General features: G+C 54.8%; 22 protein-coding genes. 4 read left to right on the plus strand and 18 right to left on the minus strand.

Features of this window, described 5'->3' with window-relative positions; translation table 11 throughout:
- Positions 1-34 precede the first annotated feature (34 nt).
- The 4 genes from nrdG (at position 35) to HCX89_RS06405 (ending at position 2,661) form a co-directional block, all read left to right on the plus strand.
- Positions 35-508 carry an anaerobic ribonucleoside-triphosphate reductase-activating protein gene (gene nrdG, locus HCX89_RS06390; RefSeq protein WP_025011145.1) on the plus strand — a complete coding sequence of 158 codons (474 nt, stop codon included), beginning with the start codon at positions 35-37 and terminating at the stop codon, positions 506-508.
- Between the two features lie 151 nt (positions 509-659).
- Positions 660-1,016 (plus strand): YibL family ribosome-associated protein, encoded by a 357-nt coding sequence (locus HCX89_RS06395; RefSeq protein WP_025011144.1) that lies wholly within the window; start codon positions 660-662, stop codon positions 1,014-1,016.
- Between the two features lie 168 nt (positions 1,017-1,184).
- On the plus strand, positions 1,185-1,802 hold the full coding sequence (gene ribA, locus HCX89_RS06400; protein ID WP_025011143.1) for a GTP cyclohydrolase II: 618 nt from the start codon (positions 1,185-1,187) through the stop codon (positions 1,800-1,802).
- 55 nt (positions 1,803-1,857) lie between these two features.
- The gene (locus HCX89_RS06405) at positions 1,858-2,661 is read left to right on the plus strand and encodes a hypothetical protein (protein ID WP_313906138.1); all 804 of its coding nucleotides are present in this window, start codon (positions 1,858-1,860) and stop codon (positions 2,659-2,661) included.
- A gap of 6 nt (positions 2,662-2,667) precedes the next feature.
- On the opposite strand, the gene HCX89_RS06410 is transcribed toward HCX89_RS06405, so the two are convergent.
- The 18 genes from HCX89_RS06410 to HCX89_RS06495 form a co-directional block, all read right to left on the minus strand.
- On the minus strand, positions 2,668-3,129 hold the full coding sequence (locus HCX89_RS06410) for a hypothetical protein (protein ID WP_025887169.1): 462 nt from the start codon (positions 3,127-3,129) through the stop codon (positions 2,668-2,670).
- Between the two features lie 132 nt (positions 3,130-3,261).
- A complete protein-coding gene (locus HCX89_RS06415) occupies positions 3,262-3,612 on the minus strand; it encodes a VF530 family DNA-binding protein (protein WP_025887170.1) in 351 nt (116 codons plus the stop codon).
- A gap of 173 nt (positions 3,613-3,785) precedes the next feature.
- The gene (locus tag HCX89_RS06420; protein WP_144158379.1) at positions 3,786-6,158 is read right to left on the minus strand and encodes a S8 family serine peptidase; all 2,373 of its coding nucleotides are present in this window, start codon (positions 6,156-6,158) and stop codon (positions 3,786-3,788) included.
- A 543-nt stretch (positions 6,159-6,701) separates the two neighbouring features.
- Complete coding sequence (locus tag HCX89_RS06425; RefSeq protein WP_254428364.1) at positions 6,702-7,022, minus strand: rhodanese-like domain-containing protein; 321 nt, start codon at positions 7,020-7,022, stop codon at positions 6,702-6,704.
- A gap of 76 nt (positions 7,023-7,098) precedes the next feature.
- On the minus strand, positions 7,099-7,311 hold the full coding sequence (locus tag HCX89_RS06430) for a DUF2892 domain-containing protein (protein WP_025011137.1): 213 nt from the start codon (positions 7,309-7,311) through the stop codon (positions 7,099-7,101).
- Position 7,312: 1 nt separating this feature from the next.
- Positions 7,313-10,558, minus strand: coding sequence for an efflux RND transporter permease subunit (locus HCX89_RS06435; RefSeq protein ID WP_109247346.1), 3,246 nt, complete (start codon positions 10,556-10,558; stop codon positions 7,313-7,315).
- 9 nt (positions 10,559-10,567) lie between these two features.
- Positions 10,568-11,593, minus strand: a complete 1,026-nt coding sequence (locus tag HCX89_RS06440) for an efflux RND transporter periplasmic adaptor subunit (RefSeq protein ID WP_109247345.1) — start codon at positions 11,591-11,593, stop codon at positions 10,568-10,570.
- Between the two features lie 225 nt (positions 11,594-11,818).
- On the minus strand, positions 11,819-12,535 hold the full coding sequence (locus tag HCX89_RS06445) for an SIMPL domain-containing protein (protein ID WP_044734721.1): 717 nt from the start codon (positions 12,533-12,535) through the stop codon (positions 11,819-11,821).
- Positions 12,536-12,755: 220 nt separating this feature from the next.
- Positions 12,756-14,042 carry an OmpP1/FadL family transporter gene (locus HCX89_RS06450; protein ID WP_025011135.1) on the minus strand — a complete coding sequence of 429 codons (1,287 nt, stop codon included), beginning with the start codon at positions 14,040-14,042 and terminating at the stop codon, positions 12,756-12,758.
- Positions 14,043-14,404: 362 nt separating this feature from the next.
- Positions 14,405-15,856 (minus strand): sodium/proline symporter PutP, encoded by a 1,452-nt coding sequence (putP, locus tag HCX89_RS06455; protein WP_093983404.1) that lies wholly within the window; start codon positions 15,854-15,856, stop codon positions 14,405-14,407.
- A 148-nt stretch (positions 15,857-16,004) separates the two neighbouring features.
- On the minus strand, positions 16,005-16,709 hold the full coding sequence (locus tag HCX89_RS06460) for a DUF3379 domain-containing protein (protein ID WP_115390209.1): 705 nt from the start codon (positions 16,707-16,709) through the stop codon (positions 16,005-16,007).
- Entirely contained in the window at positions 16,702-17,265 is a 564-nt protein-coding gene (locus HCX89_RS06465) for a sigma-70 family RNA polymerase sigma factor (protein ID WP_025011133.1), read from the minus strand. The genes HCX89_RS06460 and HCX89_RS06465 overlap by 8 nt, the downstream gene beginning before the upstream one ends.
- Positions 17,266-17,564: 299 nt before the next feature.
- Entirely contained in the window at positions 17,565-19,184 is a 1,620-nt protein-coding gene (locus HCX89_RS06470) for a BatD family protein (protein ID WP_167715394.1), read from the minus strand.
- Positions 19,178-21,238 carry a VWA domain-containing protein gene (locus HCX89_RS06475; RefSeq protein ID WP_167715396.1) on the minus strand — a complete coding sequence of 687 codons (2,061 nt, stop codon included), beginning with the start codon at positions 21,236-21,238 and terminating at the stop codon, positions 19,178-19,180. The genes HCX89_RS06470 and HCX89_RS06475 overlap by 7 nt, the downstream gene beginning before the upstream one ends.
- The gene (locus tag HCX89_RS06480; protein ID WP_167715397.1) at positions 21,235-22,224 is read right to left on the minus strand and encodes a VWA domain-containing protein; all 990 of its coding nucleotides are present in this window, start codon (positions 22,222-22,224) and stop codon (positions 21,235-21,237) included. Before HCX89_RS06480 ends, HCX89_RS06475 begins: the two co-directional genes overlap by 4 nt.
- Complete coding sequence (locus HCX89_RS06485) at positions 22,218-22,721, minus strand: DUF4381 domain-containing protein (RefSeq protein ID WP_109247341.1); 504 nt, start codon at positions 22,719-22,721, stop codon at positions 22,218-22,220. Before HCX89_RS06485 ends, HCX89_RS06480 begins: the two co-directional genes overlap by 7 nt.
- A complete protein-coding gene (locus HCX89_RS06490; protein WP_109247340.1) occupies positions 22,718-23,662 on the minus strand; it encodes a DUF58 domain-containing protein in 945 nt (314 codons plus the stop codon). Before HCX89_RS06490 ends, HCX89_RS06485 begins: the two co-directional genes overlap by 4 nt.
- On the minus strand, positions 23,662-24,618 hold the full coding sequence (locus HCX89_RS06495; RefSeq protein WP_028780795.1) for a MoxR family ATPase: 957 nt from the start codon (positions 24,616-24,618) through the stop codon (positions 23,662-23,664). The genes HCX89_RS06490 and HCX89_RS06495 overlap by 1 nt, the downstream gene beginning before the upstream one ends.
- Positions 24,619-24,826 lie beyond the last annotated feature (208 nt).

Consider the following 24,826-nt stretch of genomic DNA (forward strand, 5'->3'; position numbering starts at 1 on the left):
TAGGCGCCCCTCGGGGCGCCTTGTGGATATAGCTATGAACTATCATCAGTATTACCCCGTGGATGTGGTCAATGGACCGGGCACCCGGGTAACCCTGTTTGTCTCCGGTTGTGAACATCAGTGCCGGGGTTGTTATAACCAGTCAACCTGGGATCCCCGCTCCGGGCATCCTTTCGACCAGGCGATGTCTGACAGGATCATTGCCGATCTCAATGACAGCCGGATCCCGAGAAGGGGCCTGTCACTTTCAGGTGGTGACCCACTGTTTCCGGGCAATCTTGACGCCATCAAGGCCTTACTGCTGCGGGTGCGGGACGAATGCCCTGGAAAGGATGTCTGGCTCTGGACTGGTTATCGTCTCGATGAACTCAGTCCGGCGCAGCGGGAATTGCTCGGGCTTATTCATGTGTTGGTGGATGGCAAATTCGTGCAGGAGCAAGCGGATCCGTCGCTGAAGTTTCGTGGTTCGGCCAACCAGGTGATACATCTGCTCAACGACCCTCAGTAAGTACAAAAGTGAAAACTGGTTAACACAATTGCTTTTCCCTGCTAAAAAACCCCGTCACCTGGGCTTGAGTTGCTGTTATACTTCTGTCCGGCACATTTACGGCAACCAGGCCGTCCATTCTCAGGGTGCCGGGATTTTGTAAGGTAACAGAATGAATTTGAAGCAGGAGCTGCAACAGCTCAACGATAAGCTGGATCAGTATCGCCGTAAATTGGCCGCCGCAGAGCAACGTGGCGATGGTCCTATCATTGCCCAGTTTCAGCGGGAAATCGCCGCCGTCAACAAGCGGATTGCAGCCATCAAGGGCCAGCAGAGTCGGCAGCTTGGCAAGCAGGGACAGTCTATTCGCGATCTGCCTTTTAGCCGCGAACTCACCAAAGCCGAACAGGCCGACATGGGCAAACTCAAGAAGTCTGTCCGGGGTTTGGTCGTTGTGCATCCCATGACAGCGCTGGGCAGAGAAATGGGTATTACTGCCGTTACCGGGTTTGCACCCAAGGCATTTTAACTGCCGCCGTGACAGCAGATAATAACCAATGAATTTACTTGGGTATTCCGGTCGGTGGTAAAAACGCATAAAATGACCGGCCTGAGTACTGAGCACGCTTCACTATTATCTTGATTTTGAGGGATGTTAACCGTCTCAGGGAATGAGAGCAGTCGTTAAGGTTAATTCATGTCTATTAAATTTATCGCCACCGCCAAATTGCCAACCCCTTGGGGGGTGTTTGCCATGCATGGTTTCGAGGATACCGAAACCGGTAAAGAGCACGTGGCGCTGACTTTTGGTGAGCTCCAAGCCGATAAACCCATGCTGGGACGGATCCATTCGGAATGTCTCACCGGAGATGCCCTGTTCAGCCTGCGCTGCGACTGCGGCTTTCAACTGCAGACCGCGATGCAAAATGTCGCCGAAGCCGGTCAGGGCTTTATTCTCTACCTGCGTCAGGAAGGTCGTGGCATAGGGCTGTTGAACAAAATTCGAGCCTACGAGTTGCAGGACGATGGCGCCAATACAGTGGAAGCCAACGAGCGTCTGGGCTTTCCGGCCGATATGCGCAAGTACGATATGATTGCGCCCATGCTGGAAAAAATTGGCGTTCACAAGGTTAGGTTGATGACCAATAATCCGCGCAAGGTGCAGGCGATGAAAGATGTCGGCATGGAAGTTGTCGAGCGGGTGCCGCTGCAGGTGGGCAAAAACCGTTACAACGAAGCCTACCTCAAGACCAAGTCTACTGAGCTTGGCCATATGATGTCTGAGTATCATTTCACCGAAGGTCATCAGGACTGAGTCGGCAAAGATGAAGTCACCGGGGAAAGCATCAACCCAAGTTGGTTTATTGAGTGTGTCTTCCCTGGGGCTTTTGCTGCTTGCAGCCCCAATCCTTGCCCAAGAGTCCCCCGGCCACGCCCGGCCGCCGGACAACTCCCACTATGCTTTTGGCAGCTATCTGGGCAGCGGGGTCTATCGCGCGTCCGAACAGGATGCTACCGTCATCAGCTTACCGCTGGACTTTACGCTGGAGCAGAGTGAGGACTCGGAGTTCTTGCTGCGCCTGCCCATCTCTGTAGGCTTTTTCAACTATAGCCTTGAAGATGCCGGTGAGTTCGAATTGCCTTCCAGTGTTGGTACCCTGACCGTGACCCCAGGCTTTGAAAAGCGTTGGCGTCTGGATGAAAACTGGCGCATGGAGGCCTATGGCGATCTCGGTTTTGGCAGTAATTTCGACCAAGGCGGTAATGTCGCCATCATGGCAGCCGGCATCAGTGGCTTACGTCATTTTGAGCTGTGGCAGGCAGATTCTCTGTGGGTGACCCGACTGAAATTTGCCGCCTACAGTGAACGGGCGTTCAGCATCAGCCAGAGCTTTTCCGTATTGCAAACCGGAGTGGATATCGGCTTGCCTTATCACTGGTCCTGGCAGGGGTTACAGATGCAGCCCAGGGTGTTTGCTTTGGGTTATTGGTATTTTGACCAGTTACAGTTTGCCGGCGATCTCAACCAGGATACCTTGGTGTCCGGCAGTGTTGAGCTGGGGGCCACCCTGGCCCTTGCCAAGCCAGTGCTTGGCATAGACAGATTGGGAATCAGTTACCGTAGTGGTGACGGGCTGGAGATCTGGCGCCTGGTGTTCAGCATGCCCATCTGAGCCGCATCAGCCCTCAGTGGCGGCGTTCTTGTCCTGGCGGGCTTTCTCGTTGAGCAGGGCGACCAACTGACCACTGACGGCGGCAATCTGATCCTGCAGCAACTTACGCTCTATCTCGGCCGCTTCAGAATCATCACCATTCAGTTGCTGTAGCTGCTGCTGCAACTCTTTGAGCTTGTCCTGCAGCTCTTTAATCTTCTTGTCAATTTCAGACATATCCGAGGTATCTTCCTCGGCGGCTTTCTGCGCTTCTGAGGTTTGCTCCGAATTGTTCCTATACAGCTGACCACCTATATCATCCGCCAGCGCCTTGCGACCGGCAGAAGAGATATTCACTTTATCCTGGCTGTCCGAACTTGTGGCAGCGCTTTCCTTGGCTGCGTCTTTGTCGGCCACTGTGACTTCACTCAGGTTGCGGGGACCGGTTCCCTGAGTGGCGATTTGACCTAAGCCTGCAATGTTCATCATTAAACTCCCTGGCGGCATCTGTTCGTGCTGATAGTCGATAACGACTTATCGGCTGCAAGGGGAAGAACTTTAGCAGCTTTAAGGCAAAATTGGTTAAAAATATAGCGGGTTGCGTGCTGTATCAGTATCTGCCTAGTCGCTCTTTTTACCCCAGATATGGGCATTGGTTTGAGGCTTGTCGGCACAGGTTTGTTTGGCTGGCTTTTGCCTTGTGGCCGGGGTTGAACTGCCCAGCAGGTGAGGCGGAATGGGCAAGCCCTTGCTGGTCAGATAGAGGCGTTCCAGTTTTTCCCTGGCCCATTGGGTCTTTCGCAAAAAGGTCAGGCTCGATTTAATGCTGGGATCATGGCTGAAGCAGCGCACTTTTATCCTTTGTGCCAGGCCATCAAAGCCGTACTGCTCCACCATCTCTGTGAGTATCGCCTTGAGGGTCAAGCCGTGCAGGGGATCTTTGTTGGCTTGAGGGGAATTGGAAGCTGTCATGAATGGGCCTTGGTAGCTGGTGTTATAAAAGCGGCGCCAGTATAACCGAGAAGCTTTTCAAATGCCTTGCAAAAAGGTTGAAAAAGTCGCGTCAAACTGTCCGGCAGCTCTTCAGCCAAGGGGAAACCATCGAGAGAGGAAAAAGGGGCCGTAGCGGCCCCTTGAAAGAGAGATTATTTAAAGTGCAGTGACCAGCTGTCGATGTAGCCTACGTCACGGCGACCGGAGTCAACGGCCTTGAGCAGCCAGGTACCACTGGACTCGACACCTGTCATATCGACCGAATAGCTCTGGTTGATATTGTCGGTGCCTTTGCCTGTGTTGTCGTGCAGCACGGCAATCTGGCCATTGGGGCTGTGCAGTTCAACCTGCAGATCGCCAATGTAAGGGTGCACTATGCTGACATCTACAGTGACCACACCCGAATCACCGCTGCGGCTGACACTGATGGGGCTGGTAATGCCTGTGCTGTTGTTGTCGGGAATATTGGCATTATCACCATTGGTGTAGCTCGCTGCGCCGCCACCTGGATTGGTGCTGCTTGAGCCTGTGTAGCTAGCCACCAGGCTGGCACCGCTGAAGCTGCTGTAACCGCGAACCATCACATAGTAAGTACCGGCTTGAGGGCTGTTGACCGAACAGCTTTCAGTGTTGCCGCCTTTCCAGGGGCGACAATCAAAGCTGCTGGTGGTTGGAGCCGCGCCGTACTGCATGTAAAGGTCGGCATCACCTGTGCCGCCACTCAGGTTGAAGCTGAGGTTGGAAGCGCCGGCAGGCACATCGAGGAAGAAGTGCAGTTCATCGTCTTTGGCACCACTAAGGTTGTTGACTGCCACACCGTTTTCCAACTGACCATCGCTTGGTGTGCCGGGATCGCTCGGGCCATTACAGGAGGCATCCAGATATTCCTTGGCAGCCACGGCATTGACCAGACCATAGCCGGTGCGATCGTCACGACCGGGAACATCCAGATCTTCGGCGGTGGCTTTCAGTGCCTGACGCACCTGGGCGGCACTACACTCAGTGTGATAGCTCCATACCAGAGTTGCGACGCCGGATACGTGTGGCGTCGCCATGGAAGTACCGTTGTAGTACTCATAGTCTTCACCAGTGGTGTTGGATACGCTGGCCTGCTGACCGATTTGGTTACGCAGCGCCAGACCGGTTTCACGGTCTACAGACACAGAAGCCTTGGTCAATTCAGTGTTTGAGTCCACCAGAAAGGGGTTTTGCAGTCCGGGCAGATCGCTGTTGGAGTAGACAATAGTCGCTGCCGAACCGGCGTTGTTACAGGCGCGAACCGCATTGATCTCGGGATAACCGGCACCTTGGTTTTCCAAACGTTGCACCAAACAGACTTTGCCTGTCATGTTGCCGCAGTTGTAGTTGCCGCCGCTGGTGTCACACTCGGCCAGTTCGCCGCTGGCACTGGCGCTGATGGGCGAGGGCACATAGTTGCTGCCCGATGGTACAAAGCGGTTATGAGGCACCACCCCTTCGGCAAACAGCGACTGACCGGCAATGACAATATCAGCCAGACGTCCTTCGCCGCGAGTCACGGTTGAGAGGATTGCTTCACCCGGGCCGGAGATTTCGACTTGATTGGTGTACTGGGAGAAGGCCGAATGGTCTTTGTTGCTGTCGACCGAGGCCACCGACATTACCGCATCATAGGAAGCCGGGTAGCTGTGGGTGTTGTTGCCATCGTTACCGGCCGCAGCAATCAAGAGCACGCCATTGTTAAAGTGGTTGGTCATGGCATTGCGCTCAGTGGTGCTGGATCCTGAGCCACCCAGGCTCATGGTGACCACATTGGCGCCATTGTCGACACAGGTATCTACGGCGGATACCAGTGAAGAGGAGTAACCCCAACCTGACTCGTTGAATACCTTGATCACATGGATATTGGCGTTCTGATTCGGCATCACCCCAACCACGCCTTCATTGTTGGCGATGGCGGCTATGGTGCCGGCAACGTGGGTTCCGTGGGCATTGTTATTGCCCGGCTCGAACCAGTTTCCGGTGCCCGAGTTGTTGGTACCTGTGACATTGTTGCCACTGAGATCCTGGTGAGCACGATCATAGCCGGAGTCTATGATACATATGGTGCGATTACCGCTGAGGTTATCGGCCAACTGAGTCGCGCCGACATAGGTTTGACCCCAGGGCGTGGTTTCACTCAACAAGCGGCGGGGCATATCTTCTTCGACATACTCCACATCGGTGCGGGCACGCAGCGCCTTGAGTCCGGGGTTATCCAACTTGACGCTGTAGCTGTGGCTGCGACCAATGCGCTTCATTTCGCGAGCCTTAACGCCGTTAAGCGCTCTGTGCTGGCCGAATACCTGATTCAGTTCGCTTTGGCCACTCATGGTTTGCAGGCCGTTGTTGTCCTTGAACTTAACGATATAGCGCTTGGGCAGGGGCGACTGCTGTGACAGATCATTGGCTTGAGGCTTGAAAGGTGCGCCATGAACACCGGCAGAGACTGCCAGGGCCAGCATGGACAGACTCAGGGCCAGCTGTTTATTTGTTATTTTTTTCATACTTGTCTTCCGTGTAACAGATCTTGGTTTATTGTCCTCGGGCACTTCAGCATTCACTGAAATGACCCATTTGCAATCTACCGCTATGAAAAAGTCATGTAAAACATATGTTAACGGAATGGCGTTCTATTTCAGTTTGGTTGTATTTCACTTTTTGTGAATAAAAATTCATTTTAGGTGTTGCTGTTACTAAATGTATCAGTAGCGGGTGCATGAAATTTTGCCGGGTTTGAATAAGATTCGATATGAGGTTTGATTGAGCTCTGAGATACGTGAAAGATATAATTGATTGATTTATAACTTTAATTATGTCTCTTATTCCAATTTGGCATAAGTAATTATTCTGAAGAATAATCGTTGCGAAAAGGAGACTTTAGTATGGGGTAAAGGCGACTTTTTGACTGAGCGTGCAAATTTGACACTTGCACGTTATCTTGGTTTTTGGTTTTTTGTTAATTATTTGTGCTACTTATTTCGTAAAAAGGCCCACTTGAGTGGGCCCGGTTGCATGAGTGGCGCAGTACTTAATGGTTATCTGGTCAGCTAGTTGCCGGCGCTGGCCTTGAGGCTATCATAGCCGCCACCATTGTAGACTTCCTGATAACCGGCTTTTTCCAGCGACTCTTTGGCAATACCTGAGCGGCGACCGCTACGGCAGTAAACAACTACCGGGATGTCCTTGGCAATGCCCTGTTTGGCAAAGGCTTCGGCTATCTGTTCAAAGGGGATATTAACCGCCTCTGGCAGATGTCCCTCTGCATATTCCTCCGGGGTTCTGACATCCACCAGCATGGCGCCCTGGGCGACCTTGGTCAGTGCCACCTCGGGAACCATCTGCTCGGCGCGAGCGCTGAGGCTCAGCAGTACAGCAAACAGCAGAGTGGTCAGCCACAGGAATTGGCGCTGGGTACGGGTTATTATCTTCACTTGCATTCCTTATTCAGTGGGCCTTGGCCTGTTCAGCCTCCGTTTTCATACCGAATTTACGCATCAGCATGCTGGCAGGACAAAAGCCGGTAAAAGCACTCTGAAACAGGTTAGCGCCAACAAACAGAGTTAGCCATACAAAATTGTGATGGACAGTGGCGGTTAACAGTAATGACAACATCACCATAAATCCGGCAAAGGCCATAGTGGCACGTTCTACAGACATTTTAAGCTCCTTTGGCCGCCTGGGCCTGGTTGATCACTGAGTCGATGCGCTTGCGCATCAGGGCATAGTAAAGTACCGGGATCACCACCAGCGTCAGCAGGGTGGAGATCAGGATCCCGAAGATAAGACTGATGGCCAGACCGTTGAAGATCGGGTCATCCAGAATAAACATGGCGCCTATCATGGCCGCCAGGGCGGTGAGCATAATAGGTTTGGCCCGCACGGCGCCTGAGTGAATGACCGCCTGTTCAAATGGCACTCCGGCAGCGGTTTCCTGGTTGATAAAGTCCACCAGGAGTATGGAGTTACGTACTATGATCCCCGCCAGCGCTATCATGCCTATCATGGAGGTGGCGGTGAACTGGGCGCCGAGTAAGGCGTGTCCCGGCATGACCCCGATAATGGTCAAGGGGATAGGCGCCATAATGATCAGCGGTACCAGATAGGAACGGAAGTGGGCCACCACCAGGAGATAGATGGCAATCATGCCGACCCCATAGGCCAGGCCCATATCACGGAAGGTTTCATAGGTGATCTTCCACTCGCCATCCCAGAGTACGCTGATGGCATCCAGACCATCGGGTTGGCTGAAATAATGCTGGTTGAAGCCAAGGCCACCTTCTGAGTCGATATCCGCCGCCATTTCAAACATACCGTACAGTGGGCTGTCGAGCGGCCCGGCCATGTCGGCAATCACCATGATCATCGGGATCATATTCTTGTGAATGATGGGTGCGTCTATCTGCCCCTTGCGGATTGTCACCAATTCGGCCACGGGCACAGTGCCGCCATGGAGGCTGTCGAGGCGCAGGTTAAGCACTGAAATCAAATCCAGTTTGTCGGCCTCAGGCAGTTCCAGGCGAATGGGCACAGGGCGTTTCTGCATCGGCTTATGCAGCACATTGATATCCTTGCCGCCGACAGCAGTGGCCACCAGATCCACTATGTTGGCGTAGGGCACGCCCAGCAGACTGGCCTTGCTGCGGTCGATAAGTACCTGCCATTTCTGTTGTGCCGCCGGCAGGAAGATATCGATATCCACCACATCCTCGGTCGCCTGGAACAGGGACTGCAGCTCTCTGGCCGCCTGCTGGCGAATATCTTGGCTGGGGCCATAGACCTCGGCCACAATCGGCGACCACACAGGTGGGCCGGGGGGCACTTCCACTACTTTGACATTGGCGTTGAAGCCCTGGGCGATTTGCTGCAGCGGGCCGCGCACCGCCAGGGCTATGCTGTGGCTGTCTCTGTCCCTGTGTTTCTTGTCACTGAGATTGACCTGAATATCGCCAAGCTCCTGACTGTTGCGAACAAAGTAATGCCTGACCAGGCCGTTGAAGTTAATCGGGGCATGGGTGCCGGCATAGAGCTGCAGATGCTGCACTTCGGGTACAGTCACCAGATAATCGGATAAGGCCTTGAGGACTTTTTCCGTCTGCTCCACCGGCGTGCCTTCCGGCATATCCACCATCACCTGGAATTCGCTCTTGTTGTCGAAGGGCAGCATCTTGAGCACCACCAATTGGCCGACGGGCAGGGCCACGGCCATGCCTATCAGCACAAACACGCCGGCGGCCATGCCTACACGGGCCTTTCGGCTCTCGAGGAATGGCTTGATAAGCCGGGTAAACAGCCTGAGCATCACAGGGTTGGCATTGTCGCTGTGCCCCTCGCCACCCTTGTGCCTGAGCAGTTTGTGGCTGAGCCAGGGGGTGACCACAAAGGCCACAGCCAGGGAGATCAACATGCCCATGCTGGCGTTGATGGGAATAGGGCTCATATAGGGGCCCATCAGCCCCGAGACAAAGGCCATCGGCAGCAATGCCGCAATAACGGTAAAGGTCGCCAGAATCGTGGGGCCACCCACTTCATCCACGGCGGCGGGAATAAGTTCACTCAGGCTGCGTTTGCCCATGGCCATATGACGGTGGATGTTTTCCACCACGACTATGGCATCGTCCACCAAAATACCTATGGAGAAGATCAGCGCAAACAGGGATACCCGGTTGAGGGTAAAGCCCCAGGCCCAGGAGGCGAAAAGGGTAATCGCCAGGGTAATGACAATCGCCACACCCACCACCAGTGCCTCGCGCATTCCCATGGTGAACACCACCAGGATAACCACAGCGGCGGTAGCAAAGATCAACTTGAAGATCAGAGTGTTGGATTTGTCAGCCGCCGTTACGCCATAGTTGCGCGACACAGTGACATTGACATTGTCCGGAATAAGCAGGTTACGGCTCTTTTCCACCTTGGCAAGGATAGCATCGGCCACATCCACGGCGTTTTCACCCGGTTGTTTGCCTATGGCTATGGTCACTGCCGGGAAGACGCCTTTAGCTTCTGCTTCGGCGCTGTGACCGTTTTGATGCCAGGCGCCATAGAGGGGCACATCGGCCTTGAGGCTGATATCGGCAATATCACTGAGGAACACTGGGGCGGCCTTGCCTTGGCTGTCATTGTGCACCGCGACCACCAGTTGCTGCACATCCTCCAGCGAACGCAGGAACTGGCCGGTCTGCACCTTGATCTCCTGGTTATCTTGCACCAGAGACACGGGCATGGAGACCGCATTATTGGCGCCGAGCGCCTGGTTGATGGCATCGAAGCTGACACCATAAAAACTCATTTGGGCCGGATTGATGCGTACATTGAGCACCAACTCATGGGACCCCATGGACTCGACATCTCGGGTGCCGGGAATGCGCTTGAGCTCGGTTTCGAGCCCATGGGCCACATGAGTCAGTTGCTGAGCAGAGACACCGGGATCCTCTGACCAGAGAGTCAGGCTGACAATGGGCACATCGTCTATGCCCATGGGTTTTATCAAGGGATCGCCCACACCCGCGGCTCTGGGCAGCTTGTCCAGGTTGGAATAGATTTGATTGTAGAGTTTGACTATTGCCTCGTTGCGGGGCACACCCACCTCAAAGATGACGATGATCATCGCGCCATCGGGCTGCGAGAAGGAGTAGAGGGTATCTATGCCTTTTATCTGCGAGATCACTTCTTCTGCCGGCAGGGTAACCAACTGCTCGACTTCGGTCGGTGTGGCGCCGGGGAAGGGGATAAACACATCGGCAAAGGTCACATCTATCTGAGGTTCTTCCTCCTTGGGAGTGACAAGAATGGCAAACATTCCCAGCAACAAGCCCAGCAGGGCTAGGAGCGGCGTAATGGCACTGAGCTGGAAACTGGCGGCAATGCGGCCGGAGATGCCGGTGTTATTTTCGCTGTGATTAGCCATGAGTTCCCCTTACTTGGCCTTGCGCTGCTCGAGCAGCAACCGATAGGCGTTGGCGGCGACTATGTCTCCGGCTTCGAGTCCTGCCAGTATGGTCACGCCATCGTCACGCACATCACCCAGGCGTACCTGTTGCAGGACAAAGTTGTCGCCGCGCTTGAGGTAGACGGCCGACAGCTCATTGACGCTGTAAAGTGCTTCTTTTGGCAGCACTATCTCCTGGCGCTTTTCTATGGCAAAGCGCACCTTAACGAAACTGCCGGGCAATAGATCGCCTGTGTTGGCCGGCAGTGGCAGTCTCACCTGAAAGGCGCGGCTCTGCTCATCACTGAAACCAAAGACCTTGGGGGTAGTGACATCAAAACTGCGGCCATCGGCTAGGATAACCGTCATCTTGTCTGTGGCTTTGGCGGCCTGAAGAAAACGCTGCGGCAGTTGCATCACCACCCGCATCTCATCGTCGGCAAAACCGGACAGGAGCGGCTGACCGGGAGCGACTGTTTCTCCCTCTTCCACATGCCTGGCCGTGACTATGCCAGCATATGGCGCGCTGACGACTGTGTATTTCAGTGATTCCTTTGCCTGAATGATCCTCGCCTTGGCAGCGCTGGCCGCTTGGGAGGCTGACTTGGCATTGGCTATGGCCTGATCCATTTGGCCGCGGGAAATCGCGCCCTTGGGAAACAGTTCCTGATAGCGCTTGAGCGTCAGCTGCGCTTCGGTATCCAAGGCTCTGGCTCTGGCGTATTCCGCCTCGGCCGCCGCCAGGGACGCGCCTTGCTCTTCACTGGTGATCTCAAGCAGCGCCGCCCCGGCGGGGACTCGGTCATTGACATCAAAGTAAAGCTTGAGGATCCGTCCCGAGGTCTGGGCCGACACGGTTGCGGCCTTGACCGCCTCGAGCCTGCCATCCAGGGTCAGCAATTGGGAGTGCTCTGTCTGGCGGACAGTCACTGTGGCCGGCTCGGCTGCCTTAACGGGTTGAATGAGCAGCAGCGCGGGCAGTAACAGGGTCAATACTGGCGTTATTCTGGGCATGGAACTGTTCTCAAAAAAGCATCTATGAGAAAATTCTAATGAATAAGGTGGTCGCCTGCAACTATTATTAGAAAAATATGATTAAATAAGAGGTGGCTTGAGTAACTGACTAGACCTTAAATACCCAGGCCAGAATATACACAGCCAAAATACAGATACGAAAACAGGCGGCCTTGGCCACCTGTTTATATTGAAAAATCCGTTTCAGGTTTGCGCTTCAAAAGTTCAGTCGTTGAGATAGTAGGTGAGGGTAGAGACGATTCGCACCTTCTTGATGTAAGGCGTATTACTGTCGCGATCGGAAATGGTGAAGGTGCCCTGGCTGGCTTGTTTGATCTTCCCAAGTACCGAGTCTGAATCTTTGGCAAACTTCTCGGCCACTTCACGGGCATTTTGGGTAGCCTCCTGCACCATGGCCGGCTTGATACTGTTGAGTTCGGTAAACAGGAATTCGGTGCGACTGTCATAGTCCTGACTGGCGATGGCTATGCCTTCTTTGGCCAGGGCCAGCAGCTTGTTACGGCTCTCAAGCAGCAGATCCACCTGGTGAGTATAAAGCGACACTGTCACCCGGGCTGCGTAGCGATACTTTACATTGGGATCGACATAACCCTGGGCTTGCCTGTCTTCGATGGAAGGCAGAGAGACAGAGATTTCATCCTTGTTGAAACCTTGCTGTTCAAGAAAAGCCGTCACTTTATCTGTGTTTTGTTGCACCGTCTGATACAAGGTGTTGAGATCGTTATCCACCTCATTGAAGCGAATCGGCCAGATGGCGACGTTGGCCTTGACCTCGCGTTCAGCCAGACCTTTGACCGCCACGGTTCGCTCCATACCTTTCATTGCCAGCAGGCTGTTTCCAATACTGGTGCCAAGCAGCAGTAAACCGGCGCAAATAAAACCCCCAAGCAACAGGGCCGCCAGAGAATAATTTTTACTCATTTCAAAATCCTTTTGTGACATAGGGAAGATATGAAGTACGCCTTATATCCGGCCCTGTAAGCCAGCCGATGCAGCGCAATTTACACCTTTCATAAGATAACCAAGCCTTGGCGAGAATGCATCTGTAAGCTTGAATGTTGCCTGAACAACTTGCTGTTAATCAACAAAAAAGCCGCCCCGAAGGGCGGCCTTGTCAGCTTAAACTCGTTGGAGCCTTGGCTCAGAATTGATAGCTGTACTGCACTGAGTAGTACATAGCTTCTGATTTGGTAATGGCGTTAACCGGACCAACTACTGCACTGTTTTCTACCAGTTCCACTTCTTCACCTTTAACAAAGGCCATACCGAAGTCGATGGTTTGATGCTGGTTGATGTGGTAGCTCAAGCCAGCAGTGAACCATTGACGGTCAGAATCAGGGATAGAGATTGAACTGATTTCATCAACCACACCATTGTCGAACATGTAACCGGCGCGAACAGTGAATTGTTCGTTAATGTCGTAGGTTCCGCCCACACTCATCAGCCAGGAGTTTTTCCACTGATACTGCTTCAGAGGGGCATTGACATTGTTGGCAATCACTGTACCTGTACCATAAATGCTGCTGACACCATCTTTGGCTGTAATTTGATCGAAGTTGCCCCAACGGGTGTATTGAGCCGTGTAATGGACAGCAAAGTTTTCGGTTAACTGGTGGAAACCGGCCAACTGGAATATGTCTGCCAAAGGCACTTCCAACTCGTCAAACAGGGTTGAAGCAAAACTGTTTGTTTGGCCAGGCAAAGGTGTCAGTGTCGCAATATGGCCACTCACATCGACATTGGGGCTGTAACGGTAACTCAGACCAAAACGGTTGTTCTCATTCAGCTCAAGTGTGGCACCAACAATACCGCCAATACCCCAACCATCGGCATCCACATCGACCAATGGCATTTGATTGTAATAGCGATCCAGGTTGCCTTCGCCATAAACCAAATCCAGTCCGACACCCAAACTCAGCATGTCATTGATGCGGTAAGACACACTGGTGTTGAAGTTGATGGTGGTTACTTCGGTATTACCTATTAGATCATAGGGAGCCGCCACTGTTTTGCTATTGACCAATGAGGCGCTGTCTGTGCCGGTACCGAAGTTGGAAAAGGCAGCAAAGCCCACAGCCCATTTATCATTCAAAGGCTGGATGTAATAGATGTTGGGGATCCATTTGACGCTGCCGGCATCATCAATCCCACCCAGATCCACCTGGCCGCCCATGAAGTTGACGTCTTTGATATCTACCTGGACGTCAACAGTGGTGACACCAACCGATATAGCGGCTTTGTCAAACAGTGCCATGGCGGCCGGGTTACGGGATAACACGGATGCGTTGTCTGCAATCACGGCATCACCGGCAAAGGCGCGGCCGATACCTGTGGCTGATTGGCTGTTGAGCTGGAAACCGGCTGCCAGGGTCTGGCCACTGACCAGCGCTACTGAAACCGCGATAAGAGTCTTGTTGAAATACTTCATTATTATCTTCTCTTTTATGTTTGCAGGTTGGCTGTCAGTCTCTAATACCCCACAGACACCCGCTTATTAGTCCAGTGCATCTTATGGACGCCCTATAGTGCCAACAACTCCGACCAGATGTGAAATTTTGTAATATTTTGGTTAATTTCTGCGAATGTGCTGCGAACGTGCGATGAACTTCAAAATGCAGGTTGAGCCGGAAAAGCTGCAATAGCTGAATAGTGGCTGGTTGAAGGTGACAAGTCTGTGTGTTGCTAAGCTGTAAAATCGGGTGAAACAATAAATTACAAACTGGCGGTGCGTTTGGCGTACAAGTGTACGCCAAACGCCGGGGTGGGCAATCGAAAGCTGAACTGACGAGCTTAGAGGCTCTGTTCGAAGCGACTGAACTGTGTCTGTGTAGTCTCGGATGGCGGCGACAAACGGCTCACTACAACCCCGGCCAGGGTGGCCAGAATGAATCCAGGCAATATTTCATAGAGGGCGAAGATACCGCTTTCCAATTGCTTCCAGATGATTACTGTCAAGCCGCCAACTAGGATGGTGGCAATGGCGCCGTTGCGGCTGTAGCCACGCCAAAACAGCGACAGGATCACTACAGGGCCGAAGGCGGCACCGAAACCGGCCCAGGCATAGCTCACCAGACCCAGTACGCTGGCTTCCCGATCCAGGGCAACAACCACTGAGATAATGGCAATGGCCAACACGCCGATACGACCGACCAACATCAGCTCCTTGCTTGAAGCCTCGGGCCTAAGCCACTTACGGTAGAAATCTTCGGTGATCACGCTGGAACACACCAGCAGTTGCGAGTCTATGGTGCTCATGATGGCCGACAAGATAGCGGCGATAAGCAGGCCACCAATCCAGGGGTTAAAGGCGACCTGAGTCAGATGGATAAACACAGTTTCCGGATTCTTGAGCGGCTCGTCGGCAAAATAGAGCGCGCCGGCAATGCCGGTCGCCAGGGCGCCGATCAGGGAGACAAACATCCAGCTCATGGCGATGCGGCGCGAAACCGGCAGATCCTTGACACTGTTAATCGCCATAAAGCGCGACAGAATATGGGGCTGTCCAAAGTAACCCAGCCCCCAGGCCAGAGCCGACAGCAGACCTATCAGGGTCAGCTTATCGCTCCATAACGACAGCATAGCCGGGTCCAGGGCATCCAGGCTCTTGTGACTCTCAGGATGGGTAAACATGCTGACCGGGACTATCAACAGGGCTATCAACATCAAGCAACCCTGGAAGAAGTCTGTCCAGCTGACGGCAAAAAAACCGCCGACAAAGGTATAGGCCACTATCACCGCGGAACCTATCAGCAGCGCCGTCAGGTACTCGAGGCCAAAGACATTGCTGAACAGCACCGCGCCGCCCACCATGCCGGAGGAGGCGTAGAAGGTGAAAAACAGTAATATGGTGACGGCGGAAACCAGTTTCAGGAGGCCGCCCTCGTCGTTGAAACGCTTCTCAAAAAAGTCCGGCAGGGTGAGGGCATTATCTGCCATCTGGGTATAGATCCGCAGGCGTTTGGCCACCAAAAGCCAGTTAAGCCAGGCGCCCAGTAACAGACCTATTCCCATCCAGGCTTCGCCCAGACCGCCGAGATAGACGGCGCCGGGCAAACCCAGCAGCAGCCAACCGGACATGTCGGAGGCGCCGACACTGAGAGCGGTCACCGCCGGGCCCATCTTGCGACCGCCGAGAATATAGTCATCGACCGAATCGGTCGCCTTGTAGGCCCAAAGACCTATCCCCATCATCAGAGCTAAATAGCCCAGAAAAGTTATCATTACCGGGGTTTCAATATGCATGCTGGTTTACACTTTTGTGTTGTTGTTTGGCGCGGATACTAGCAAAAGTTTGCCAAAGCGCCCAATGTTGACAGATTATGTGAGGCAGATCTGACCAGTCCCGGCAAGTGTTCGCCGGGAGATTTGGCAAGCAAAGAACCGCGATACCTTAGATAAAGCTCTGTTTTATTTCTTCTTTAACAGCGTCTAGGTCCTGAGGATATTCGGCTACCAACACCAGGTAAGCTGAGTCGGTTTTTATCGCCTCTCCCCGGTATTCGCTGTCAGCAAAGGCCTCGGCCAGCATCACCCTGTGCTCAGGGGGCACAATAAACACTGTTACCTTGCCTTGTTCACCGGCCAATACCAGGTGAATACTCTCAATTCCCTGAAAATCGCAGAAGGTGCTGTAAAACACCCGTCCAGGCTGGCTGTTGAATCTGGCACTGCCCAACCCCTTGAGCGATGCGAGCTTGGCATTGACCGCCTGATAAGAGATATCGGCATCACTGGTCATGGCGATGGTTTCATGGCGGACATGGGCGAGGGCGTGTTGTCCTAAATCCACCGGCCCTTGGCGCCAGAGACTGAAGCTGACTCCGGCAACAAAAGCGACGGAGGCCGCCATCGCCAGCATCCAGCCGGTGCGTTTGCGTTGGGCGTGATGCACGGCCAGCTGCTGTTTCAGCAGCAGTTTTTCGCTCAGTTCTTCGGCCACAGGAATTCTGAGCGCCTGACTTATCTTGCCATCGAGTGCCTTGAGTTCGGCGATAAACGCCTGATTGTCCTCGCTCTGGCTGAGGGCCTCGAGAAACTCGGGATCCTGATTATTGGGGTCGCCATAGGCCTGGCGGCGAAACTTCAGCTCATCCATTGGATTGACCTCTGACCTTGGAGTGTTCCAGTGCTTCTTTTAACTGATTTCTGGCCCGAAACAAGCGGGTCATGACAGTATTTCGGTTTAGATCCAGCAATTGGGCAATTTCATCGCCACTGAATCCGGCTATCAGCTGTAATAACAAAGGCTCCCGATACTCGGGTTCCAATTGGGCGATTTGACGCCTGAGCAGATAGTGCTCGGCATGATCTTCCTGGCTCTGGGACCCGGGATCCTGCCAATGCTCTTCGCCGATATCGGCATAATCAAACTGTTTACGCTCAAAGCGGCGGGCATTTTCCCGCCGTAAAATCGTGATTAACCAAGCCTTGGCCGCCTTGTCATCTTTCAAAGAATCCAGCGAGCGCCAAGCCCGGAGAAAAGTTTCCTGGGTGATATCTTCGGCCACATGACGGTCGCCGCAAAGCCAGAAGGCGTAGCGGTAAATATCGGTATGCAGCGCCCGGACCAGGCTATCGTAACGTCTTTGTTTATTCAGCATGTCAGAAATGACCGCGTCATCAGACTTTTTCTTTCGCCAGCTATCGAACATTTTCCATGCTTGTTTTATTTTTGTTGCCGCTAAGCTTAATGGCCTTGGGGGCATTCTGGCAAATACCATGAGTGTAAAATCGGTTGCAAGCCTGATTTAGTCTGGATTTCAGCACGCTTGGCGGTAAAAGTGATGGCCGAAATATCGGGATAAGGGTAAACACACTGTTGAAAAGGGAGGGAAACAGTTGGTTGAAAAAGTCTGCTGTTAAAGGCCTTGAGAGGGGAAATGGTAACGGCAGGCTATACCCAGACGGGCACTCAGCCATAGCGAATAGACGCTATGGCTGAAGCTGCCAATTAAGGGTTTAGCGGCGCCAGCACTGAGGCCGTACCGGCGGCGTTGGAGTACTGACTCTTGAAGCGCTCAAAGGCCTGCAGCAGCGCCGGGAAATGCTGACCGGGATCGCCGCCTTGTCTGCCATAGCGGCTGGCCTGAATCTTGGCGACCACGGCGGCCAACTCAGGGGCCAGTTGAGGCAGTTCATCGAGTGTGACGCTATGGCCTGTGATATCACTGAGTTCCTGCTGCAACGCCTTGAACACCTGGCTCAAGTCCCCTTGCTGACAAGCCTGGCTCAATCCCGGCTGGGTTTGGCTTGTTTGAGCTTGCAACACTGTTGCCGGAGCGGTCGGAGCTTGCTGCCTGCGGGCCTTTAGCCACAACACACAGGTGGCCAGCCACAGCGACGCAAACAGGGCCGTCAACCAAGGCCAGAAACCTGCGCTACTGCCGGGCTCCTGCGCAGGTTGGTTGATGGTTGGTTGCGGCATATCGGCGGCGGGGGCGACCTGGATAGTGCGCGCCGGCAGTAGGGCGAACTCCTGCTGTTTCAAATGCGGATTCCACCAAGGCACCTTGATCTCCGGCAGGGTATAGCTCCCCGGTTTCGAGGGCACTATGGCAATGGTCTGAGTCAGTTGCGATACCAGTTGGTTGTCGCGAACAAAGGTCTTGCGCTGCGCCTTTTCCGGATAGCTCTTGAGATTGTCCGGCAAGCTCAGTTTAAGCTCCGGTAGGCTGGTTTCATCGGCATTGGATGCCAGCAGTGTCAGGTTGCGGGTAATAGGGCGACCCACTTCAAAAGTCTGCTTGTCGTCCCATTCCTCTTTGAGCATCACCAGATCCGATATCAGCCCGTCGCCGTGATATTCGGCTGGGATGGGCTTGATGCTGACCAGCATGCTGTCACTCTGGGCCTGCATGGGGCGACTTTCCTGAAAGGCGAACATGCCCCGTCTTGGGGTATCGACCAGCACATCGCCAGAGAAGTTGGCACCGGAAATCGCCAGCTCGCCGGGTTCATCGGCTATGATGCCGTAGCTGCGCTCTATCACCCGAAAACGGCGGCCGTTGACGATTTCACTGCTTTCTTTATCCTCGCCGAGCTGTTTTATCTGGGCGCCGCTGATAGAGGGGGCCGACAACACCCCACGCTGCAGCTCGACGGCCAGAAAGAGTTTTACCTTGTAGGTGAGCAGTTGGCCGACATAGGCCTCCTTGGCCGAGATACTGGTACGCAGGAACAGGTTTTTTTGCGCCTCGGGGCGACTACCTGCCGGCATCACCTTCAATTCGATGGCATCGCTGCTGACGCCATCGATACTCAGGGCCGGAATAGTGACCTGGCCGGTGGTTTTGGGGGCCAGCATCACTTGCCAGCGGGTTTCCTTGCGGGCATCAAAATTGATGATCTGGGTACTGCGACTGACGCTGGTGCGGCCGACGATAAAGTCTTTCAACAGGGCCGAGGTGTCCAGTGCCTGGGCTTCGAGTTCATCATCTGCCACCACGGACAGCATAAAGTACTCGCTCTCGGTCACGGGATTGCGATCGACCGAGGCCTGAAGCTGTGTCAGTGCCAGTGCCTTGAGCGGCAGCAGGCACAGAAGCAATAGAGGAATAAGTCTAGTTACCACTGTTCATTGTCCTTGGGTGTCTCGCCGCGCTGGCGGCGTTTTTGATACTCGAGTTGCATCTTGTTGCGCAGCAAAGTGGCCGGGTCATCCACCAATGCCTTCAGCGCCCGCTCCATTTCAGGGGGCAGGGGCTCGGTGTCATCGAGTGACGAGGCGGCAACTTGTGCCTTAGGCTGCTCATCACTTTGCTCATCGTTTGGCCCCTCTTGTTGCTCGGCAAGGCTCGCCGAATTGGCCTTGTCGGCATCAGACTCTGAACCATCCTGCTTAGCTGCACCGTTTTGACTTGCAGCTGTGCTTGACTCATTTTGCGGCTCTTGCTCTTGTGGCAATGAAGCCTGCATCTCAGGCTCAGAGCTTGCGCCAGTGTTATCCTCGGCATTTTGCGGGTTCTGATCGCCTTTGGCGTCCTTCTCGGCGGCATTGTCAGCATCATTTTGCTGCGAGTCGGCAGTGGAAGGCTCGCTATTTTCTTTGTTCGCGTCTTTATCTGAGCCCTGGTGCGAGTCCTTGCTTGAGCCCTGGTAGGCTTGGCTGTCTTGGCCTTGCTCTTTGTCCTGGTTTTGGCCCTGGCTGTTGTCACCCTGGGCGCTGTCCTGACTGCCCTGACTCTGATCCTTGCCGGACTGAGAATTCTGTTGTTGATCCTGCTGGCTTTGATCCTCTTGCTTATCCTGGCTCTGTTGATCTTGTTGCTGCTCTCGCTGCTTTAGCAAGGATTCCGCCAACGCCTTATTGTCGATGGCATCCTGCATATCGGGCACTTGTGTCAGGGCGTCACTGTAGCGCTTGATGGCTTCTTCATATTGGCCAAGCTGCATCAGGGCATTGCCTTGGTTGTATAAGCCTGTGGCACTGTCATCTTGCTCGAAGGCTTGCAGCGCGCCTTGATAATCGCCGCTGCGGTAGCGGGCGCTGCCTTGCCAGGCCGGGTCAACAAACTTGTCGGCGGCAGTGGCAAAATCCTCTTGCTTGAATGCCTGCATTCCCTGCTGATCTCGGGTTTGCCAAAGGTCATCCCAGCCGCTCGCCTGGCTAGGTGGGCTGACAAGCAGGCCAAGACTCAAGGGCAGCAACAGTACCGGCAGGCCGCTGCGAAAGCTCAAGAGCAGCGGCAACAACAGCAAGAGCGCCAGATAGGGGCCAAGGTCGACCCAGGTATCGCCGGCAAGATCTGTTTCTGTGGCATCCGAGCTGGTGGCGAGCCACTGCTGCAGCGTCTGCAGATCCTTGCCGTCGTTGCTGTAGGGCACCAAAATGCCGTTCCCGGCACTTGCCAGCTCGCTGAGCAGACCAAAGTCGGTGGCCGGTACTACCACTTCATTGCGGCTGTCCTTGAGCAGTTGCCCATCCGGCAGCCTTATCGGTGCACCCTGGGATGAACCTATCGCCATAATGCCTAAGCGGTAGTGACTGCCCTCAATCGCCTGTTTGGCGGCATTGAGCTGACGGCTGCCGACGCCATCTGTCATCAAGATGATATCGCCCTGCAGGTGGCCGCCCTGGCTGAGCAGTTCCTTGGCTTTCTCCAGTGCCGCGACCAAATTGGAGCCGCGCACTGGCATGATGGCCGGGCTCAGGGTTGGCAACAGATTGAGCAGGGTGTTGCGATCCCGGGTCAAGGGGCTGATGACAAAGGCGTCACCCGCGTAGGCCAGCAGGGCGGTTTCCCCCTCATTGAGTTGCTCCAGCAGATCCGTGGCGCGGAACCTGGCCTGGGTTAAACGGTTGGGGGCGGCGTCTGTGGCATACATGGACAAAGACATATCCATCACCAGCACCCGTCCTGTGCTGCTGGCAAATATCGGCAGGGGTTTCTTGTAAAGCGCCGGGCCGCTTAAGGCCAGTACTGCCACTAACCAGGCCAGACCAAGCCAGGGCAGGCGGTTTCGGCGGCTTTTGCTGCCTTGGGTCAACAGCAGTGACGCCAGATGCGGCGCAATATAACGATCCCAGTCAGATTGGCCCGTTTGACGGCGACTTTGTAGCACTAACAGCAATGCCAGTGGCACTAAGGCCCACAGCCATTCGGGACGGATAAAGTGCAAACTCATGATTTCCTCCCCCAAGGCCTTGGCCAGACGCTGAGCAACAGGCTTTGCAGCTGCAATAGTGCGCTTAGCGCCAGCGCCAGTCCCAGCGGCCAGTAAAACAGCTCGGATTGCGGCCGGTAACTGAGGGCGTCACGGCTGACGGGCTCCAGCTTGTCGATTTCCTGATAGATCTGTTCCAGTTCTTCGGTATTCCGGGCACGGAAATAGCGCCCCTTGGTGGCATCGCTTATCCGTTGCAGCTGGGCTTCATCCAGATCCATCGAGGGGTTGACCCGTTCACGGCCAAACAGGGTGCGACGCTCCATCACATCGGCGCCCACACCTATGGTGTAGATGGTGATGCCGCGCTTGGCGGCAATAGCGGCGGCCTGATCCGGCACTATGCTGCCGGCATTGTTGGAGCCATCGGTCAAAAGCACCAACACCCGGTTGCTGTCTTTCACCTTATCGAAGCGTTTTACCGCCAGGGCAATGGCATCGCCAATGGCGGTCTGTTTGCCCACCAGGCCGATTTGGGCTTCCTTGAGATACTGAGCCACAGAGCGTCTGTCCTGAGTCAGTGGCGCCTGCAGGTAGGCGGCATCGGCAAACAATATCAGGCCGATACGATCGCCGGCGCGGCGCTCGATAAAGTCGCTGACCACTTTCTGGATCAGGGTGAATCTGTCTACCGCTTTGCCATCGAGCACCATGTCTTCAATTTGCATACTGCCGGAGAGATCCACAGCCAGCATCAGATCCCGCCCCTCGGTGGGCAGCTCTATGGGATCGCCAAGCCACTGTGGCCGGGCGATGGCCAAAAGCAACAGGCACCACAGCAGCCAGAGACTCAAGGGCGCTCTGCGTTTGCTTTGTTGCTGCTCGCGGGCATGGGCATTGACGCCGGGCAGTTGCAGTTGCCCGCCGCTGTTGACGGCGGGGCGATAGGCTAGCAGCAGCGGCAAGGGAATAAGCAGCAGTAACCAGGGCCAATTGAGGGTCAGCATCTTGGCTTGCCTCCCTTGGCAAAGTGTTTGGGCGCGCACTTGAGCCAGCAAACACAAAGCGCCCGCAACTCGGTGGGGGCAGCGCTCGGTTGGCCACTGTATTGATTTTCGAGCAAAGAGGCGAAGCGCCCGCGCTGCTCGGCTGGCAGTGCGTTATCCAGATACTCGGCCCAGGATTTACCGCTGAGTCCGGCCACCTGGGCGCGCTCACCATAGCTGATGGCGGTGCGTTTCAACAATGCGCTCATCTTGGATAGCAGCTGCGGGTCCTGGTCCTGCAGCTGTGTCAGTTCAGTCATGGCGGCTTGAGCCACCGCCTTGTGAGCCTTGGCTGCCTGCAGGCGCCGATAGCCAAAGAATGCCACGGCGCCAAGCAGTAACAAGGCCAGCAGCATCAGCAGCCAAATACCGGGAGCCGGAGGCCAAAAGGGCACCTCGGCCGGCAGTTGAATATCCTTGAGCGCACTCAGCGCCGGATTGGCTTGATTGGGATTCATCTTAACAGTGTCAATTGTTGATTGAGGCGCCGGCTGGCATCCAGAGTGCGAACCGGGACCTTGAGTTGTTGCATCAGGGTATCAAACTGCGCCAGGTTGGCGCGCTGACGACCGAGCCAGGCATCATAACCGCTGCGATCCAGGATCAGGCTGCGGCCCGACTCCCGTACCGGCAGGGCAAACTGCCGCGGCAGCTCGAGTGTGCCTTGGCGCATGGGATCTGTTACCACAAAGGCCGCCAGCTCGCAGTGGCGTTTGAGTTCCGACAGCGCCTGCTGACATTCGCTGCCAAAACCGTTGCCGTCTGTGATTATCCAGATAAGGGAGCCGGGTTTGGCCAGTCGTGCCAGACGCTGACAGGCCTGGAGCATTAATGCCTGACCATCTGCATAGGGGCTGTCCAGCGCTTCGAGCTGCGACTTGTGTACCGCCACCAGCGCCGATATCAGTGCCAGAATCCCCTGATTGCGTGCTCTTGGCTTCAGCTCTCTGTGGGCGCTATCGCCCACCACCAGCGCGCCGAGACGGTCGCCCTGCATGATGGCATTCCAGCCCAAGGTCGCCGCCAGATGTGCCACCTGTACTGATTGCAATAACAGCTGGGAGCCGAAATAGAGGCTGTGCTTCATATCCACCAACAGCAGAATAGGGCGCTCACGCTCCTCGACAAACAGCTTGGTATGCGCCTTGCCGGTGCGGGCTGTGACCCGCCAATCTATTGTGCGGACATCATCGCCCTGTTGATAGTGACGCACTTCGGCAAATTCCATGCCGCGGCCTTTGACCAGGCTGGCTCTGTGACCGGCCATGGCCGCGCGGGCTTTTCCCTGCCTGTCACCCAGAGCGCGGGCGATATTCTGGCAGGCTAGCAGCTCGGCCTCACACAGGTGGAGGCCGTCGGCAAACAGTGGCAGTGAAGAGTCTGTTGTTGCGGCTTTCATCAGGGAACGGCCACCTGATTGAGCACATGGTCAATCACCTGATCGCGGCTGACCCCTTCGGCCTGCGCCTGATAACTCAGCAGCAAACGGTGGCGCAGTACATTGGGCACCACGGCTTGAATATCTTCAGGGGAGACAAAGTCACGTTCATATAACCAGGCGCGGGCGCGGGCACAGCGCTCGATGGATTGGGTCGCCCGCGGGCTGACACCGTATTCCAGCCACTTGGCAAGCTGGTCGCTGTAGCGCTGAGGCTGACGGGTCGCCATCACCAAGTCGACAATATAACGCTCCAGCGGTTCGGCCAGATACAGCTCCAGCGCTTGCTCCCGGGCGAGGAACACTTCCTGCTGGCCTATGGGAGTGACTTTCTCCATGCCGTGGGTCTTGGCTTCGCTGCGGGACAAACGCAGGATCTCAAGCTCAGTGTCTGCCTCCGGGTAATCCAGGTTCAGGTGCATCAGGAAGCGGTCAAGCTGGGCTTCCGGCAACGGGTAGGTGCCCTCGTTTTCCAGCGGGTTTTGGGTCGCCATCACTAAAAACAGCGGCGGTAACTTGTAGGAGTGCTTGCCCACCGTCACCTGGCCTTCGGCCATGGCTTCCAAAAGGGCGGACTGCACCTTGGCCGGGGCGCGGTTGATTTCATCCGCCAGAATAAGGTTGTGAAATATCGGCCCCGCCTCAAACTCAAAGGTCGCGGTTTGGGCGCGATAGATGTCGGTGCCGGTCAAATCGGCCGGCAGCAGGTCCGGGGTAAACTGAATGCGGTGAAAGTCGCCCTCAATGCCATCACACAGCGCTTTAACGGCCCGGGTCTTGGCCAGCCCAGGTGGTCCTTCCACTAACAGGTGGCCATCGGCTATCAGAGCGATAAGCAGGTTTTCGGTCAAAATTGGCTGACCTATGATCACTTGATCCAGATAGGTCCGCAGTGCATGAAATCGACTCAAAGGCATGATGCTACTCGTTTTATTTTAAGGCCCAACTATAGACAGCGGTTATGGTAAAGAATTCCCTGCGCCCTTGGCTAGTGTTAAAAAAACAAACAGGTGTTTAAAACCGGCCAACAAGAAGTTAGAATCAGATCACATTTTTAATGGTCAGACCTGTTTAGGGCAGTACGGGTCTCTTATGGAAAAACAATAAAGCGCAGCGTCAGGGCCA

Origin of the sequence: Shewanella sp. Iso12, assembly GCF_012030025.1 — a bacterium.
GTDB lineage: Bacteria > Pseudomonadota > Gammaproteobacteria > Enterobacterales > Shewanellaceae > Shewanella > Shewanella algae.

What these genes read in the sequence shown, in the direction of transcription:
- HCX89_RS06440 (WP_109247345.1), bottom strand. Translation starts at nt 11,593, where the DNA reads ATGCCCAGAATAACGCCAGTATTGACCCTGTTACTGCCCGCGCTGCTG.
- HCX89_RS06495 (WP_028780795.1), bottom strand. Translation starts at nt 24,618, where the DNA reads ATGCCTTTGAGTCGATTTCATGCACTGCGGACCTATCTGGATCAAGTG.
- HCX89_RS06475 (WP_167715396.1), bottom strand. Translation starts at nt 21,238, where the DNA reads ATGAGTTTGCACTTTATCCGTCCCGAATGGCTGTGGGCCTTAGTGCCA.
- HCX89_RS06445 (WP_044734721.1), bottom strand. Translation starts at nt 12,535, where the DNA reads ATGAGTAAAAATTATTCTCTGGCGGCCCTGTTGCTTGGGGGTTTTATT.
- HCX89_RS06435 (WP_109247346.1), bottom strand. Translation starts at nt 10,558, where the DNA reads ATGGCTAATCACAGCGAAAATAACACCGGCATCTCCGGCCGCATTGCC.
- HCX89_RS06420 (WP_144158379.1), bottom strand. Translation starts at nt 6,158, where the DNA reads ATGAAAAAAATAACAAATAAACAGCTGGCCCTGAGTCTGTCCATGCTG.
- HCX89_RS06465 (WP_025011133.1), bottom strand. Translation starts at nt 17,265, where the DNA reads ATGTTCGATAGCTGGCGAAAGAAAAAGTCTGATGACGCGGTCATTTCT.
- HCX89_RS06430 (WP_025011137.1), bottom strand. Translation starts at nt 7,311, where the DNA reads ATGTCTGTAGAACGTGCCACTATGGCCTTTGCCGGATTTATGGTGATG.
- HCX89_RS06415 (WP_025887170.1), bottom strand. Translation starts at nt 3,612, where the DNA reads ATGACAGCTTCCAATTCCCCTCAAGCCAACAAAGATCCCCTGCACGGC.
- HCX89_RS06480 (WP_167715397.1), bottom strand. Translation starts at nt 22,224, where the DNA reads ATGCTGACCCTCAATTGGCCCTGGTTACTGCTGCTTATTCCCTTGCCG.
- HCX89_RS06410 (WP_025887169.1), bottom strand. Translation starts at nt 3,129, where the DNA reads ATGATGAACATTGCAGGCTTAGGTCAAATCGCCACTCAGGGAACCGGT.
- HCX89_RS06485 (WP_109247341.1), bottom strand. Translation starts at nt 22,721, where the DNA reads ATGAATCCCAATCAAGCCAATCCGGCGCTGAGTGCGCTCAAGGATATT.
- ribA (WP_025011143.1), top strand. Translation starts at nt 1,185, where the DNA reads ATGTCTATTAAATTTATCGCCACCGCCAAATTGCCAACCCCTTGGGGG.
- HCX89_RS06450 (WP_025011135.1), bottom strand. Translation starts at nt 14,042, where the DNA reads ATGAAGTATTTCAACAAGACTCTTATCGCGGTTTCAGTAGCGCTGGTC.
- putP (WP_093983404.1), bottom strand. Translation starts at nt 15,856, where the DNA reads ATGCATATTGAAACCCCGGTAATGATAACTTTTCTGGGCTATTTAGCT.
- HCX89_RS06460 (WP_115390209.1), bottom strand. Translation starts at nt 16,709, where the DNA reads ATGGATGAGCTGAAGTTTCGCCGCCAGGCCTATGGCGACCCCAATAAT.
- HCX89_RS06395 (WP_025011144.1), top strand. Translation starts at nt 660, where the DNA reads ATGAATTTGAAGCAGGAGCTGCAACAGCTCAACGATAAGCTGGATCAG.
- nrdG (WP_025011145.1), top strand. Translation starts at nt 35, where the DNA reads ATGAACTATCATCAGTATTACCCCGTGGATGTGGTCAATGGACCGGGC.
- HCX89_RS06490 (WP_109247340.1), bottom strand. Translation starts at nt 23,662, where the DNA reads ATGAAAGCCGCAACAACAGACTCTTCACTGCCACTGTTTGCCGACGGC.